Source organism: Maribacter polysiphoniae, assembly GCF_003148665.1.
In the GTDB taxonomy this organism is placed as follows: domain Bacteria; phylum Bacteroidota; class Bacteroidia; order Flavobacteriales; family Flavobacteriaceae; genus Maribacter_A; species Maribacter_A polysiphoniae.
In genome coordinates this window covers 1-17172 of the sequence record NZ_QGGQ01000007.1, presented here as the reverse complement: position 1 = coordinate 17172, position 17172 = coordinate 1, and the positions used below count along the sequence as shown (strand labels likewise).

16 protein-coding genes are annotated in these 17172 nt (G+C 42.0%); 7 read left to right on the top strand and 9 right to left on the bottom strand.

The window, feature by feature from the left end; all coding sequences use genetic code 11:
* Positions 1–4 precede the first annotated feature (4 nt).
* The 7 genes from menA to LX92_RS14345 form a co-directional block, all read right to left on the bottom strand.
* Entirely contained in the window at positions 5–922 is a 918-nt protein-coding gene (gene menA, locus LX92_RS14375; RefSeq protein ID WP_109651953.1) for a 1,4-dihydroxy-2-naphthoate octaprenyltransferase, read from the bottom strand.
* Between the two features lies 1 nt (position 923).
* Entirely contained in the window at positions 924–1523 is a 600-nt protein-coding gene (locus LX92_RS14370) for an SPOR domain-containing protein (RefSeq protein ID WP_109651950.1), read from the bottom strand.
* Between the two features lie 189 nt (positions 1524–1712).
* Positions 1713–2549, bottom strand: a complete 837-nt coding sequence (locus LX92_RS14365; RefSeq protein ID WP_109651947.1) for a CvfB family protein — start codon at positions 2547–2549, stop codon at positions 1713–1715.
* An 88-nt stretch (positions 2550–2637) separates the two neighbouring features.
* Positions 2638–2976 carry a DUF2853 family protein gene (locus tag LX92_RS14360; RefSeq protein ID WP_109651944.1) on the bottom strand — a complete coding sequence of 113 codons (339 nt, stop codon included), beginning with the start codon at positions 2974–2976 and terminating at the stop codon, positions 2638–2640.
* Between the two features lie 14 nt (positions 2977–2990).
* Complete coding sequence (menD, locus tag LX92_RS14355) at positions 2991–4763, bottom strand: 2-succinyl-5-enolpyruvyl-6-hydroxy-3-cyclohexene-1-carboxylic-acid synthase (protein WP_109651941.1); 1773 nt, start codon at positions 4761–4763, stop codon at positions 2991–2993.
* 54 nt (positions 4764–4817) lie between these two features.
* Positions 4818–5945, bottom strand: coding sequence for a chorismate-binding protein (locus LX92_RS14350; protein WP_223308382.1), 1128 nt, complete (start codon positions 5943–5945; stop codon positions 4818–4820).
* Complete coding sequence (locus tag LX92_RS14345) at positions 5926–6348, bottom strand: PaaI family thioesterase (protein WP_109652405.1); 423 nt, start codon at positions 6346–6348, stop codon at positions 5926–5928. The genes LX92_RS14350 and LX92_RS14345 overlap by 20 nt, the downstream gene beginning before the upstream one ends.
* Before the next feature lie 66 nt (positions 6349–6414).
* On the opposite strand from LX92_RS14345, the gene LX92_RS14340 reads away from it, so the two are divergent.
* Genes LX92_RS14340 through LX92_RS14325 form a run of 4 tightly spaced genes read left to right on the top strand, consistent with a single transcriptional unit; the run spans position 6415 to position 8604 of the window.
* A complete protein-coding gene (locus tag LX92_RS14340; RefSeq protein WP_109651935.1) occupies positions 6415–7059 on the top strand; it encodes an alpha/beta hydrolase in 645 nt (214 codons plus the stop codon).
* Position 7060: 1 nt separating this feature from the next.
* Positions 7061–7627, top strand: a complete 567-nt coding sequence (locus LX92_RS14335) for a GNAT family N-acetyltransferase (RefSeq protein ID WP_109651932.1) — start codon at positions 7061–7063, stop codon at positions 7625–7627.
* A 12-nt stretch (positions 7628–7639) separates the two neighbouring features.
* Positions 7640–8215 carry a GNAT family N-acetyltransferase gene (locus LX92_RS14330; protein WP_262509849.1) on the top strand — a complete coding sequence of 192 codons (576 nt, stop codon included), beginning with the start codon at positions 7640–7642 and terminating at the stop codon, positions 8213–8215.
* A complete protein-coding gene (locus LX92_RS14325) occupies positions 8212–8604 on the top strand; it encodes a VOC family protein (protein WP_109652400.1) in 393 nt (130 codons plus the stop codon). The genes LX92_RS14330 and LX92_RS14325 overlap by 4 nt, the downstream gene beginning before the upstream one ends.
* Here LX92_RS14325 and LX92_RS14320 read toward each other — a convergent pair whose 3' ends face one another.
* Positions 8605–9558: a hypothetical protein gene (locus LX92_RS14320; RefSeq protein WP_109651929.1), complete on the bottom strand. Its 954-nt coding sequence runs from the start codon at positions 9556–9558 to the stop codon at positions 8605–8607. It abuts the gene before it with no gap.
* 160 nt (positions 9559–9718) lie between these two features.
* Between LX92_RS14320 and LX92_RS14315 the strand changes: the two genes are divergently transcribed.
* Entirely contained in the window at positions 9719–10621 is a 903-nt protein-coding gene (locus LX92_RS14315) for a metallophosphoesterase (protein ID WP_109652394.1), read from the top strand.
* Between the two features lie 170 nt (positions 10622–10791).
* Here the strand turns inward: LX92_RS14315 and dnaK are convergent, their stop codons facing one another.
* Positions 10792–12699, bottom strand: coding sequence for a molecular chaperone DnaK (gene dnaK, locus LX92_RS14310; protein ID WP_109651926.1), 1908 nt, complete (start codon positions 12697–12699; stop codon positions 10792–10794).
* A 535-nt stretch (positions 12700–13234) separates the two neighbouring features.
* Here dnaK and LX92_RS14305 point away from each other — a divergent pair.
* Positions 13235–14722, top strand: a complete 1488-nt coding sequence (locus LX92_RS14305; protein ID WP_109651923.1) for a hypothetical protein — start codon at positions 13235–13237, stop codon at positions 14720–14722.
* Positions 14723–15499: 777 nt separating this feature from the next.
* Complete coding sequence (locus LX92_RS14300; RefSeq protein ID WP_109652391.1) at positions 15500–16924, top strand: L-serine ammonia-lyase; 1425 nt, start codon at positions 15500–15502, stop codon at positions 16922–16924.
* The last annotated feature ends 248 nt before the right edge of the window (positions 16925–17172 follow it).

Here is a 17172-nt window from a genome sequence, read left to right as displayed (position 1 = left end):
GTTATCACTCAAAATTACAAAAAATATTATTACCCAAATAAAACAAGGCGGAAAGCAGGAATATGCCTATGGCCAGTTTTTTCAATTCGGGGTCCAACAATGAAGGTATACGGGTCCCGCGCACTCTTTTGAGTTGCAACAAAATGGGTATAAAAACAATGAACGGTAGGAGTTGAAAATAACATTGGAACTCCAAAACAATAAAAATCAATAAACTCAGCAAGCCGACCCCAATGAGCCAAGTATGGTAGATCAGACCTTTTTCATATCCCATTTGCACTACCAGGGTATTCTTGTTGGAAGCCTTGTCGGATTCGTGGTCCCTCAGGTTGTTCAAATTCAAAACCCCGGTACTCAACGCACCTATCGAAATCGCAGGAAGTACGGCCGGCCATGAAATATTTTTGGTAAAAAGGAACATGGTTCCCAAAACAGCAAGCAATCCAAAGAAAAGAAAAACAAAAACGTCTCCCAATCCCCGATAACCATAAGCCGATGTCCCGACGGTGTATTTGATCGCAGCCCAGATACTAAAGGCCCCAAGGACCATAAAAAGGAATATATACCCTAAATTTTCCGGTCCGAATGCGAGATAGACCACTGAGACCACCAAGATACCATTCACAATGATAGAGACGATGATTCCCCTTTTTAGCACCTTACGGGTGAGTAAGCCGCTCTGAAGAACACGCTTCGGCCCAATACGCTCCTCATTATCGGTACCTTTTACCCCGTCGCCATAATCATTGGCAAAATTCGATGTGATCTGAAAACCGATGGCTGTACAAAGCGCCAAGATAAAAATAGTGAGGTTACCACTACCGTAGAAACCGGCTAGGGCAGTACCTACCAAGACCCCGGAAACCGAAAGGGGGAGCGTTCGCAATCGCGCAGCGTTTACCCAAGTTGATAATTTCGGCAATCTAGTATGGATCTTCTATTTGTAATCGTTTACCTTCCTTATATGACGCCACAAAAGCATCATTGAATCCCAGATCAACCAATTGCTTGCGGAATTTCTGGGCCTCTTGTAAAGTTTCAAAATTACCGAGTGAATAGGAATAAAAGGGATTGGTCTTCACAAAAAGCGTGTTTGTCAACGCCTCTGAAGCCAAGGTTACGTTATTATCGACAAAAGATTTAATCTGTACGGAATAGATGGTTTCCTTATCCAAGAAGCTCTTGGCCAAATAAAATTCCTTTACCAGGCTCAACTCCTCATTTTGTCGTCTCAGATTGTCGATTCGGGCCTTATGGGCCTCCAGACTATCGATGGATACCAAAAGGTTGTTTCTGTTCTCAAGGTTATTCGAAGTACTTAAACCAGCGGTATAGGTTGTTATCCCAAATGTCCCCACAAGGAACAAACCGGTGATCACAGCCAAAAAATTACGCTGTACCTTGCTTCTTTTAAGCTCTTTGTTCTTTATTTTGATCTGATCTAAAAGACGCTCGTTTATAATTTGCGCTTTGTCTATATCCTTATGCAATTCGAGTAGATCGCTTTCTTCTATAAATGGCATGTAATGTTATGTTTTTAGGGGTCTTATCGGTTAAAGGTAACCAAAAATGTTCAATGATCTAATGAAAACTCCTTTCAAAGTTGCAAAAATATAATATTTCGTGGTTATATACACAAATAACGATGTATTTTATCGATACCACGTTGACAATTAGCCCTTTAAAACCGTAATTCCATTGATTCCAATCATTTATGAATCAATATCATAAATGCCGTCATCCTTGATCTCGATCTTTCTTGCCTTGTAAAGCGTTCCTATCCCCTTTTTAAACACTTTCTTGCTCATCTGTAGCTCTTCCTTGATCAGTTCGGGGTCCGACTTGTCATGCAACCCCAAAAAACCACCATGGGCCTTCAGTTGTTCATAAATCTTGTTGGCGGCAGGTTCGAGGATATTTTCACCCAAGGGCTGTAAGGATACATCGATCTTATTATCGGGACGGATTCTCTTTATAACGCCTTTGGTATTATCCCCAATGGCCAAGGTTTTGAAGATCTCATTCAAATAGACCAGCCCTTTATGCTGGTTGTTGATGATTACCTCATATCCCAGATCGGTTTTTCGCGAAACCACCAATTCGACCACATCCCCTTCACTTACCGAAAGGGTTTCATTGCTCAAAAACTTATCTATTTTATTGGACCCCACCAATCGGTTACTTTGTTGGTCTAGATAACAGTGCACCACATACCAATGGCCTTCCACCATTTTATTGCGTTGTTCGCGAAAAGGCACCAATAGATGCTTTTCCAAGCCCCAATCCATAAAGGCACCAAACTCATTAACCTCAACGACCTTCAACAATTGGAATTCGTTGACGACGATATCGGGCTCCAAGTTTGTGGCCACAGGCCTTTCCGAATGATCCAGATAACAAAAAACGGTTAACGACTGTCCAATTTCATAGTCCTCCGGAACGTATTTATTGGGCAGTAGTATATCATTACCCTCTCCATCCCCTAAAAAAAGACCGACACTTGTATCGCGTAAGATCTCAAGTGTATTATATGTTCCCAATGCTATCATACTGCAAAAGTAAGATTTAAAAGTGTGGACCTAAAAAAACCGCCCATAAAATGAGCGGTTTTCCATTTCTTATTGAACAAGCCTCTATCTAGTAGACAGATTGTTTTTTAAAATGCTTGCAAAGCATATAGTATACCACTGCCCTGTGTTTGTTCCTGTTTGATGAACCATACTTGTCCATAACGGTTTTGATACCTTCCATCAGCTTAGGACTATCGCTCATTCCTAATTTCTTGATTAAGTAGTTTTTCTTAACCGTTTCCAATTCCTTTTCATCGGAACCCGAAACTTTAGAGGCATCAATATTGTAAATGGATGGACCTAAACCAATAGTCACTTTGGTTAAAAGATCCATGTCTGCTGACTCACCGAATTTGTCTTTAATGTCTTCGGCATACTTCTTGATCAAATCGTCTCTTTTGCTCATAATAGTTAGTGTTCTTATAGAATATGATTAATAATACCCGAAGATATAAAATCAAAGTATTGCATCAAAATTTTATTGTTCAATATTCTAGGGGTTTTTATCTCTAAAAGCTTGGGTTCTACAGAACTTTCGAAGAAGCCATCCAATTGGTTTATGAGCGATTTTTCGTCATTGGCACAGGTATAACCGACGCCATGCATCGCACATAAATGTTCCGCATCCAATTTATGCGTGGTCTCGAAATAAGTGGCATAGGTGTCAGATTCCTCCTGTCCCGGAAGGATCCTGAAAATACCCCCGCCATCGTTATTGATCAAGATAATCCGGAAATCCGATTTTAGATAGTTGTTCCACAAACCATTGCTATCGTAGAAAAAACTCAGGTCACCTGTTATAAGTACCGTTTGTTTACCATTGTACATCGCGGCCCCTACCGCCGTGGAAAGGCTACCGTCGATACCACTTGTGCCCCGATTGCAAAAAACCTCTTGCGAGGGCTTTAAATCGAACAACTGTGCATACCGTATCGTAGAGCTGTTCGCCAATTGCAACTGCACTCCCCCAGGGGTGCTTTCAAATATATGTTTAAAGGCCAAGAAATCCGAAAAAGGTATCTTTTCGAGGTATTCCTTCCTTTTCGCTTCGCAATCCTCTTTTATACGGTTCCAAAACCCGTAATAATCACTTTCGACAGCATGTATCTTAGGGACAAAAAGCCCGAAAAAATCATTGACACTACCCTTATAATGGTGGTTTAGGGCGAAGAAGGTATCATAAGCCCTCAGTGGATCAATATGCCAATGATGCCTCGGCTTGTATTTTCTTAAAAATGCCTTTATCTTTTTCGACACCACGAGTCCCCCGAACGTAAGCAGTATGTCGGGCTGCAATGCCGCGAACAGCTCTTCCGTATGACTCGATTTCTCAATCGGGGCGATAATACTATCTATGCTAGGAAAAAAGTTGGGATGGTGCATGTTCGATGTCGTTTCGGTCAACACTATGACTGATGGGTCTTGGGCCAAGGTCTCCAAGAATTCCCTTTGCACGGAATCGGGATAATTCACCCCTACCAAAACCATTTTTCTCGTGGATGCATTCCATATTTTGGAAAAGTCGTCCAGCTCCTCCAAGGCAATCGCCCCACTTTTATCCCCAGCGATGTTTGGATGCACCAACGGTAGGGTTATCTTGTCATACAAAGGCTCCTCAAAAGGCACATTGATATGTACCGGCAATCTTTTGTCAAAAGCGAGATTGATGGCCTTGTTCAATTCCCCATCATTATAGGCTTGAATACCTTTCTGTATCGCTTCCATATCCCCTTCAAGATAGTGTGGGGCGTACTTTTCAATCTTCTCCGTGGCATGGGAAACATCTTGCTTCAAATTGGCCGAATAACCGATATGCCTATCAAAGACATGGTCTTGCCGTATGGTCTGACCATCACCGACATCAATTTTATATAACGGGCGATCCGCAGAAAGGACCACCAAGGGTATGGTACTATAAAAAGCCTCGGCCACAGCCGGATAGTAATTCAACAAAGCACTCCCCGAGGTACAGAGTACGGCAACCGGTCGTTGCCGTTGTTGGGCCATGCCTAAAGCAAAAAAGGCCGCACAACGCTCATCAACAATACTGTAGCAATTAAAAAAAGGATCTTCGGTAAAACCAATGGTCAAAGGGGCGCTTCTTGAGCCTGGGGAAATGACAATATCCCGTATGTCTTTGGCCTTACAATGCTGGACCACGGTTTGGGCCACCGGTATGCTAGAATAATTCATTGAAACAAAAATACAACGCCCATTGTTCTTAACCCAATCTAACCTAAAATACTGTTAGGGATTGATCACCCTTAGTATGGTATTGCTTTTTGCGACGGTTTCCTGCCATTCCTTTTCCGGATCGGAATCCCGTGTAATACCGCCCCCTATGAAAACGGTAGCCTTGCTATCGGTCAATTTCATACAACGAAGGTTGACAAAGAGCTCGGTAGCCGTTTTAATTACCTTGTATGATTTGTTCTCTTGGTTCCGTTCACTTTTAGCCCGGGATATTTCCTGCCTCAAATTCAATTCCCCCAAAAACCCCGTATAATATTCCCGATCGTATTGTTCGTTTTCCGCGATGAATCTTTGGGCAGGCTGCAAAGGCATACCACATACGGCAGGCGTTGGGTGAAGGGCCTCTATAATGGCCCTTAGGTTGTTTTTGTACACGGCCGTGATCCTCGTGCGTAAGTGCCAAAGATTCCCGGCCTGTGAAGATTCCACTTCCGATTCCCTGATGTTCGATACCTTGTCTTCTAAGGCCCTTAGGATATAATCGGTAACCAAGCGTTGCTCTTCCAATTCCTTCTTCCCCCATGCAGGGCGAACGCCTTCAACAAAAGGTTTTGTACCGGCCAAGGACATGGTCGTTAAGCTGTTATTCGAAGTACGCAATAAAATTTCCGGGGTTGCCCCCAACCACATGCCCACCTTAGGGTGGTACCACAGATAACAAAAGGCCGTATCATAGGTAGCCAACAAGCGCTGAAAAACCTCCAATGGGGCACTCGGACAATCCACTTCCATTTTTCTTGACAGTACAACCTTGTCCAACCTCCCTTTATGTATTTCCTGAATACCCTGGGCCACAAGATGCAGATGATAATCTTTATCCTGGGCAACCGATTCCAAGGTATCCACGGCCCCCATGACAAATGGGTTATCGCTGGGAATCTCGGCTGTCAGCTGTTCGTCGTATGGCAATAAAATAACCGGGGATTGCTTTGCGAACGGGGCAAAAACGAATCCCTTTTCACTAAAATCCGAGGTATGGTGTACCATGTCATCCTTTTGTAAAATGGCATGGATCTCCTTCCTATTTGGTTTTCGATAAACCACAAATGGCAGGGCATTCGACAACTGCTCCCCTACCCGCTTTAACACTTCCGGGAACATCCTATTTTTTGGGTAAGGCAATCGTAGTCAATTTACAGATTGATATCAACTGATCTTCAGCATCGGTAATCTTTATATCCCAGAGTTGGGTGGTCCTTCCTTTGTGCAGAATGGTCGCCTTGGCAAACACCTCACCCGATGAAACACTCTTGATATGGTTGGCCGAGATTTCAATACCCCGGACAAAATACTTTTGGGCATCCAGAAAAATATAGGAAGCCATACTACCAACACTCTCGGCCAATGCCACCATGGCGCCACCATGTAAAACCCCATCGGGCTGGTGCACTTTAGGGGTTACTGGCATTTTGCCCACTAAAAAATTCTCCCCTATTTCAACATATTCTATATCCAACGTTTGCATCAAAGTATTCTTGGAGGACTCATTGCAAACCTTTAGGATCTTTTCTTTGTATTCGTCCATCAAATAATTTTTTGTAAAATTAAGCATAACTTAGGCAACAAACTCCCGCAGAATAATTGAATTTATATGGATCAGGTTGAAAAACAGGTGACATTCCAAGCTACGAATTCGTACGAAACACTGAATACGCTTACCGCAAAAACAAGAAATGTATGGGTGGTCTTTCATGGTATCGGCTATTTAAGCAGGTACTTTCTTAAGTATTTTAACGAGCTCCCGCCCGATGAAAATTATATCATTGCCCCCCAAGCCCCCTCAAAATACTATTTGAACAACCAATACCGCCATGTCGGGGCCAGTTGGTTGACCAAAGAGAATACCGCCATGGAAACCACTAATGTTCTGGCCTACCTAGATGCTGTTTGGGCAAGGGAAAACATTCCCGAAACCTGTAAGCTGATTGTGTTCGGTTTTTCACAAGGGGTCTCCATTGCCACAAGGTGGGTGGCACACCGTAAGCTGAAATGCCACCATTTGGTTTTATATGCCGGGGGACTTCCCAAGGAACTTGTACCGGACGATTTCGAATTTTTGGCCAAGAACAAGACCCAGGTCACCTTATTAGTGGGTGACCAAGACGAGTACATTACCCCGGAACGGTTGCAACTGGAATCAAAAAGAATGGTGACTTTGTTTTCTGGAAGGGCCAAACAGATTATCTTCGTTGGTAAGCATGAGATACAAAAAGAACTCCTAAATCAATTTCTTTAACATGGACCAGTTTCCTACACTTACCACCAAACGACTTATTTTAGATCAGATAAAAACCGCTGACATCCCCAATATCCTTACCTATGCCGGTAATATAAAAATCGCGGAGAATACGCGGAGTATACCACACCCTTATCTCGAGGAAAATGCCATTGCCTGGATCCAAATCGCAAATGCCGGTTTCAAGGAAAAAGACAACTATATGTTTGCCATTCGGCTTAAGGACAACCTTGGTTTGATCGGAGCTATCGGACTCGACATCAACAAGGAAAACAACCGGGCGGAGTTAGGCTATTGGCTAGCTGAACCTTTTTGGAACAAGGGCATAACCACAGAAGCGGCCAAAGCCATTATTTCGTTCGGATTCGAAGAACTGCAACTCAACAAGATCATCGCTGTTTATTTAACCACCAATGAAGCATCGGGCAAAGTAATGGTCAAAAACGGTATGATCAAAGAAGCCGAATTCAAAGACCACGATGTACAAAGAGGATATACCATTGCCGACAACCGTTATGTTTCATTAATACAATATCGCATGACCAAAAATGAATATGAATCCCTGTAAATAAACGTACCCGTGCCAAATACCCCTTCAATCACTTTGGAAAATGACCATGTGCGGCTCGAACCGTTGACCATGGACAACTATAAGCATCTTATACCCATAGCTTCAGAAAAAAAGTTGGTTCAATTTTCCCCTTCGGATATCGAAACCCCCGAAGCCTTGAAAAATTATGTGGCAACCGCATTGCAACAGCAAAGTGAAGGCCAGGGTATTCCCTTTTTGGTGTACGACAAAAGAAAGGAGTCCTTTGCCGGATGCACAAGGTATATGCATATCGATTGGAAAAACAAGGTGCTTCATATCGGCTCAACATGGATTGGCAAGGATTTCCAAGGAAGCGGACTCAATACCCATATGAAAAACCTGATGATCGATCACGCCTTTGATACCATGGGCTTTGAAAAAATAGAATTCCGTATCGACGAGCGCAATGTACGCTCACGTAAGGCCGTTGAAAAATTAGGTGGGGTCCTTGAGGGCATCTTACGTAAAAACGTATATCTTTTGGATGGATTTAAGCGCAATACCTGTTGCTATGGTATTTTAAAGGAAGAATGGCAAAACAAACCCCAAGGAAAATCCCTATGAACCAAATAATCGCGAACATTACCCTTATTGTTGAGGACTATGACAAGGCCCTTAAATTTTACACCCAAAAATTGGGTTTTGAACTACGGCAAGACATTCCCTTGGAGGGTGATAAACGTTGGGTCTTGGTGTCCCCTGCCGGAGCCATGGGTACCGCTTTGTTATTGGCCAAGGCAGACTCTGACAAGGAAAAAGAACGTATTGGTGACCAAACCGGTGGCCGGGTCTTACTCTTTCTTCATACCGATGATTTCTGGAGGGATTATAAGCGGATGAAAGCGAAAGGTGTTGTCTTTAATGAAGCACCACGGGAAGAACCCTATGGCACGGTCGCTGTTTTCCAAGACCTTTATGGCAATCTATGGGACCTTTTACAGCCCAAGGGATAATTACTCTTTCACAGGGGGTTTTTCCTCGGCTACCTTGTAATACTCGATCTTGCGGGACGTATAACTGTTTTGGGGGGTAATGATCTCTTTGATCCAATTGCCTTCCTCCCCATTATCGTACTGGTAAATGTATTCCTTCACATCGACCACTTTACCTTTTTTGGATGTGCACTTAACGAGCATCCCCTTTTCGTCATGTTCGTAAATGATTTTTTCCACGGGAACAAACTGCTGCTTCTTAGGATCTTGTTTAAACTTTGTCTCAGCAATCAATTTCCCTTCCAAATCATAAATGGCTTCCGTGGCTGATTGGGGCTCCCCTTCCAGAAAGTTCTTGGTCAACACCACCTTCTGCTTCTTTTTATCCTTTCCGATCCTTGTTGATTTTCGAACCGATTTCAAAACCGTTCCATTCAATGAATTGGTCTGGGTCTGTTCCCCTTTGTAATCAGCGTATTCAATCAACGTTTCGTCATTGCCATCATTATTGGTCCTAATGATCTTGACCAAAATATTATCGGCATTATAGATATACTCATAGCGGTCCAGGAATTCCTTATCGTATGAGATTATCTTTTCGGTGACCTTACGTACAGGTATGGTATCTATCTCATAAAAATTGGCATAGGAAGTGCTGCTTTCAAAGATGTTGTTCCTATAATTCTCAAAACGTTTTTCCACAAGCTCCTCCCCCTTGTATTTGTAATAGGTTACATCATAATCGGTGTCGCTATACCGGGTAACCGACTTGGTCAATTTGCCTTCCATATCAAAATCATAGGCTTCCTTTCCATAGGATGTAATGACCAGACATGATTTTACAGGGCCCTTTAAATCGAAATCGGCGATCGTAAAAATCCTAGGTTGTTGGGAATACCCTACTAGAACAACACCCAAAAGGGTTGTTATCGTCATCAAGGAATGTAAAAAAGAAGTCGTGTAGTTTTTCACCATAGATCAAAAGTACTTTATAATACTGCAACAATAAAACAAAATCCGTACCATTAATATTGTGGTATGCCATGAAAATTCGTTGACCGTACATGTATTTTCAAATGAATTGTCCTGTATCTTTAAACCTTTAATGATAGCGAAACCAAGAAAAACCAACAAAATGAAAAAATTTGCCGCCTTTATTCCCTTACTCCTGATCATAGGATGCAACACCAAGGAAAAACCCGTACCGGAATATCCTGACTTTGAGATTGGGGTAATTGCCGACTGCCAATACTGTTATTGTGAACCTTCCGAAATCCGTTTTTACAAGAAAGCCTCGGGGAAGTTGCAGGAAGCCGTAAATGAGCTCAACACCCATACCTTGGATTATACCATCCACCTTGGGGATTTTATCGATAGGGACTTTAACAGCTTCGATACCCTTATCCCTATTTGGGCCGGACTCAAATCGGACCGGTACCATGTGTTGGGCAACCATGATTTTAAAGTTGCCGACTCCCTAAAACCCATGGTCTTTGACAAAATGGACCTAAAGGAACGGTATTACAGCATCGTTAAGAACAAATGGCGTTTTATTGTTTTGGATGGAAATGACCTAAGTGTACATGGCGCCTTAACGGAAACAAAAAAACAACAGACCGATTCCCTTTTCAACCTATTATCCGAAAGGGAGTTACCCAATTTGAAACATTGGAATGGCGGCTTGGGTACCGAACAATTGCAATGGGTGGAAAATGAATTGAAACAGGCCACCGAAAAGAACGAACGTGTGGGCTTTTATTGTCACTTTCCCGCGCTTGGGGAAACCAATGACCATAATCTTTGGAATTATGAACATCTCCTGGCAATCATTGATAAGTACGACTGTGTAAAGTTTTATTTTAATGGCCATAACCACTACGGAAGCTATGTTCAGAAAGACGGTGTACATTACCTGAACTTCAAAGGTATGCTCGACACCCGAGACAGTACTTCATTTGCCAGGGTCACTTTCCATAACGATTCACTCCTCGTAAAAGGCTATGGTCGGGAGCCTGATCGCGGATTGCGCATCCGTTGAACGCAAACGCATTGCATAAAAAAAGCATCCTGATAGTATCATCAGGATGCTTTTTACTATAACGTAGTCTTTATAACTACTTGACTTCTTCGAAGTCTACCCTTCGTCTGCGCTCAGGACAGGCTACTTGACTTCTTCGAAGTCTACCCTTCGTCTGCGCTCAGGACAGGCTACTTGACTTCTTCGAAGTCTACGTCTTCAACGTTATCACCTTCACCGGCATCGGCACTGGCTGTTTCCTCACCATTGGGTGAAGCTCCGGCTTGTTGACCTTCCGCTTGGGCCTTATACATTTCCTCAGAAGCTACCTTCCAAGCTTCGTTGATTTTGTCCAAGGCAGGTGTAATGACTGCAAGATCCTTGCTTTCATAAGCTTTCTTCAATTCTTCCAAAGCTGCTTCAATCGGCTTTTTCTTATCATCGGAAAGTTTATCACCAAACTCTGACAATTGTTTTTCGGTCTGGAAGATCATTCCATCGGCCTCATTCAATTTATCGGCGGTTTCCTTGGCTTTTTTATCGGTTTCAGCATTTGCCTCTGCTTCCGCTTTCATCTTTTTGATTTCCTCTTCAGTCAATCCTGAGGAAGCCTCGATTCGGATATCCTGTGTTTTATTGGTAGCCTTATCGGTTGCAGAAACCTTGATGATACCATTGGCATCAATATCGAAAGTCACTTCAATTTGAGGTGTACCTCTTGGTGCAGGTGGAATTCCGTCTAAATGGAAACGTCCTATTGTTTTGTTATCCGCTGCCATTGGTCTTTCCCCTTGCAACACATGGATCTCAACCGATGGCTGGTTGTCAGCCGCTGTAGAGAACACTTGCGATTTTTTGGTAGGGATCGTGGTGTTGGCCTCGATCAACTTGGTCATAACACTACCCATGGTCTCGATACCCAATGATAATGGTGTAACATCCAATAACAATACATCCTTAACATCACCGGTCAATACACCACCTTGAATGGCAGCACCTACGGCAACAACCTCATCCGGGTTCACCCCTTTCGATGGTTTTTTACCAAAGAATTTCTCAACAGCTTCCTGAACGGCAGGGATACGTGTTGAACCACCTACTAAGATGATTTCATCGATATCACTTTTTGAAAGTCCGGCAGCTTTTAAGGCCGACTCACAGGGATCAATGGTTCTTTTCACCAAATCAGCGATCAATTGCTCAAATTTGGAACGTGTCAAAGAACGCACCAAGTGTTTAGGTCCTGTAGCCGTAGCTGTAACGTAAGGCAAGTTGATCTCGGTCTGTGAAGAAGAAGACAATTCGATTTTCGCTTTCTCGGCAGCTTCACGCAAACGTTGTAATGCCATGGCATCATCACGAAGATCTATACTTTCATCTTTTTTGAATTCTTCAGCCAACCAGTCAATGATTTTTTGGTCAACATCATCACCTCCCAAGTGGGTATCCCCATCGGTAGACAATACTTCGAATACACCGTCACCCAATTCCAAGATGGAAACATCATGGGTACCACCACCAAAGTCAAAAACCACTATTTTCTGGTCAGTGTCCTTTTTATCCATACCGTAGGCCAAAGAAGCCGCGGTAGGTTCGTTGATGATACGTTCTACCTTAAGTCCGGCAATCTCACCGGCCTCTTTGGTAGCCTGTCTTTGTGCATCGTTAAAATAGGCTGGTACGGTAATTACCGCTCTGGTAACATCCTGGCCTAAATAATCCTCAGCGGTTTTCTTCATTTTCTGAAGGATCATCGCTGAAAGTTCCTGGGGCGTATACAAACGTCCGTCTATATCAACCCTTGGGGTATCATTATCCCCTTTTACCACTTTATAAGGAACACGTTGCGCCTCTTTTTGAGATTCGGAGAACTTGTTACCCATAAAACGTTTGATCGAGTAAACGGTTTTATGTGGGTTGGTCACTGCCTGTCTTTTTGCAGGATCCCCTACTTTGATTTCCCCACCTTCAACAAATGCGATTACTGATGGTGTAGTTCGCTTACCTTCGGCATTGGGAATTACAACAGGCTCGTTACCTTCCATTACGGAAACGCAGGAGTTGGTCGTACCCAAATCTATACCTATAATCTTGCTCATTATTTATGTTTTAAATATTAGTGCTTACTTTTATATGTCGATAAGGGAATGACAAACAATATGCCAATTGCCGACATACTGACATGATGTCATCCATGATGCGGCAGCACCACCAATAAAATAGCCATTCACGGGGTGTTTGTCATATTCTTGTTTGACAACTTACTTCATAGCCTTGAAAGACAAACCGACTTTAATTTTGATAGGGTGACCCGAATTTCCAAGGCCAACAGAACGTAACAAGTCTTAAACGAAAAACAGGGGGGATAAACCGTGTTGACAAAGTTTTAACCCCCAAGTATAAAACACCCTTAATTTCCTCTTTTATTCTTTCTGATCGATCAATAATATTTAAAACCTTAGAATTATTTATTGTTTGGAAAGGCGGTCCTATGAAAACTTCTTATGACATAAAACATTGAAGAAAAGATTTATATCTTTTAGAAACCTTCGGCTTTTTTACCAAATCAGGGATCTGACCACGCAACAAATTATTTAACAACCCGTTAGATATACTTAAAGTAAAAATAAATTTATGAGACAATTATTACTAATCCTTTTATTTATCAACTCCATTTTATTAAATGCACAACAAAACAAAGCGCAAACCAATGATAAGGTAGCGATTGAATCTAAAGGGTTTGTTTGCTCACAGGGTGGTTTTAATATTCAACTGCGTAACTTTGATGATGGTACTGCCTCTGTTTCATTTTATGGTAGTGGCACTATATATATGGATGTCTCTGAAATAACCAGTTGGAGTCCATTCAATCCCTATAGTGAGTCTTATGTTAAAAAGCAAGCACCAGTAGAACCTAATCAAGTTTGTTTAAAAACGGGTTTTTACGTGTCACCCAGAGATTACTATTATACGATTACAAAAGGTAATAGAAATCCTTGGAGTAGTACCATAGCTGTATATGTTCAAAACGTACCTATCGACCTATCAGGATTTACCAACCCTAGTGAAGTATTAAATATTTATAAGTCCAAATTGGAAAATGTTTCAAACGGCGGAGCAATACCCTCTTCTTGTTCAGATGCCCTTGGATGTAGTCATCAAAGTGGAAGTAATGGTGGAAATGCCGATTTAGTCCAACAAGGTAACACTAGATTCTCAATTGCTGATTTAATGGCAGATGCTCCATGGTTAGATACTTACGATGCTATAAGACTTTGGAAGGGAGAAAGCTCTGGATGGGGCGATTCTGTAGAAGATGTTAGAGGATTATCTTCAAGTTGGTTGAATGTCCTAAATAATTTAGGTATTATCAATGGAGCTGCAATTAAAGCCCAGGTTATGGATCAAACTCCCCAATATGGATTGATCTTAAAGAAGATAAGCACCCCAAGCCTGGATTTTTTATGTTTAGAACCCATTGAAGAAGGAGAGGATCCACCAGTTATCATTTTACCAAAACTAAATATTCCTGCATTCCTAGCAGGACAATGTTTATCATTTCCATCATGTATGTACATACCTCAAACTACTAATAAGAATTTACCTGGGGGACAAGGCAGGGATGGAGGCCCTAATCCTGATTATTGTGAACAAAACGATCCCACAAGTGAATCCTACATACCAATGTATGTTACGAACTCAGATATACTTTTAGAATTATTTGCGGAAGTTGAATACCTAACGTATGACCAATTGGATCTAATCCAAGAAAAGGGTGTGGATATTTTTAATAGTTTTAACAACCTAAGGCGGGAAGATAGGGCTAATACCATTGCAGAGAATCCTGCTAAAAACAGGATTCAGTATGATTGCGTTTTAGTTGACAATTCCGCAGCTGGGAAATCGATGGGATTATCCGACATAACTGATGTAAATGGGGTAAGATACAATGAACAATGCAAAATTAAGGATAAAGCTTACTACGATGCTCTAATAGAAAAAATGATCGTCGTAAATCCTATGATCAGGGATGTTAAAAACCATCCATGCAATAAACCTAAAATACAGAAAGCAAACATGAACATACATACAATCAAAAAAAATAAAGCTGTAAAATTTTAAACGAAAGAAAAAGATCGAATCTGATTTACAGAACACAACAACTTGAATCGATACGTGTTGCAAAAACCTTTATTTTATACATTCAGTACTAATAAAAAGCCGCTTAGAGCGGCTTTTTTTCAATTCAAAACCTATTTGACATCATGTAACGCGTCAATGGATCAAATAAAATAACGGCATATTCATCAAAGAAACCAAAACATTACCACTTCTATAAAAATTTAGGCACGTTGAACATGCTTGTTTAACCATCCTAGGGGATTAAAAACAATAAATTACCACGACCCTATAATACTAGGAACCAAAAATTCAACCCAATTACCAATCTATGACTTTGGTGAAAACGACTTATTTATTTTGATAAAATAACATTGTTGGGGAATGGAAATAATATTCCCACATATAGTTTCGTCAACAATAAACTGACAGCATGTCATTCAAGATACTGCTGAATTATAGGGAAACACCCATTTTACGGGGTGATTGAAGGGATTTTGTTCCCTGACTTCCTGTTTTCGTTTGAAGGACAAACCGACTTTATCATAAGATCTAGTCAGTACTATGGTCTTCTACCTGACCATAAACTTTTGAAGTTCCCTTTCATTTCGTTTTAGCCTTAAAGAAACATCACAACGAAAAACAAGCTTTCCCACAGGAATATATACGCTGCCAAACCCTGTAAAACCAATGTGGAATTTTGTCTACAAGAAAAATATAATACGGGGTTTCATCCAACAATAATTATATCTTTACATGATGGAAAAGATGGATGTTAAGATAGAGTGTATCAGTATTTTTGATATGTTGAAAATCGGCATCGGTCCTTCAAGTTCCCATACCTTGGGACCTTGGCGTGCTGCCGAACGTTGGATTGCCAAACTCAGGTCGGAAAACATCTTCGACCAAGTAGCGGGTATTCAAATACATATGTACGGTTCCCTCTCCCTAACCGGAAAAGGCCATGCCACGGACTATGCCGTTATGTTGGGACTCTCCGGGGCCAATCCCGAATATGTGCCTGTGAATGACATACATGCCATTGTACAAAACATTAAAAACACTAAAATATTAAATTTCAATAATGCGGTACCCTTACCCTTTGATCCGGTAACCGATATTATTTTCAATCGGAAATTCCTTCCCTTTCATGCCAACGGGTTAAAATTTGTGGCGACGCTTGCCGATGGTAAGAAAAAGTCACAGACCTACTACTCCATTGGTGGGGGTTTTGTGGTTGTCGAAGAACGAAAGAATGCCAAGCGCAATAGGGAGACCTTCAAAACCTTTCCCTTACCCATTACCAAAGGCCATGAACTCCTGGCCTATTGTGAACAGGAAAAAAAGTGTATTTCAGAAATTGTACTCCTTAATGAGCGCTCCCTTCGTACCGATGCCGAGATAGACCACGAAATGCGCCGCATTTGGGATACCATGCTCGAATGTATGTATATCGGTTGCCATACCGAAGGTATTCTCCCTGGTGGACTCCACGTGCGCCGGCGTGCCTTTGCCATGCACCAAAACCTAAAAGGTGACATGCCCTACTCAAATCCTGAGGAATGGTTGGAGACCATTCGACATACCGAGGTCAAATTCCGACAGATCTTAAAATGGGTAAGTTGCTTTGCCTTGGCCGTAAACGAAGTAAATGCCTCTTTGGGCCGTGTCGTTACTGCCCCTACCAACGGTAGTGCCGGCGTAATCCCGGCCGTACTCATGTATTATCTGGTCATAGAAAACCACGATGCCGATTTTAAGGACATTAAGCAGTTTTTATCCGTAGCCGGTGAAATAGGAAGTCTTTTTAAAAAAGGAGCTACAATTTCCGCAGCCATGGGAGGTTGCCAGGCAGAGATCGGTGTGTCCTCGGCCATGGCCGCAGGTGCCTTGACCGAACTTTTGGGCGGAAGTCCCGAACAGGTATTGATGGCCGCTGAAATTGCGATGGAACACCATTTGGGCCTTACCTGTGACCCCATTGGGGGATTGGTGCAGGTACCTTGTATAGAACGAAACTCCATGGGCGCCATAAAGGCCATAAATGCCGCGGAACTGGCTTTGGGTTCTGACCCCAAGGAAGCCAAGGTAAGTTTGGATAAGGTAGTACAGACCATGTGGGAAACCGCCAAGGATATGAACACCAAATACAAGGAAACCTCGGAAGGCGGACTCGCTGTTGGGGTTTACCTAAGTGATTGTTGATTTTTTTGATTATCCGTTTAAAAACATTTGTACTCATTTGTAATTGCTTACATCGCCCTTTTCTGCTGAATCACTTGGTTCTTTCGGTTTTTTGTAGGAATTTTAAGGAATGAACATATAAAAGATATATAGATCATATGATCTATATTCCTATGTTGTCATCAATTATCGATCCGGGAGGGTCGTTTTTTTCCAAGGTTTGCGGAAAAAGGGAGGGGTTCTTTTTAGGGCCGGCCGTACCCGACCTT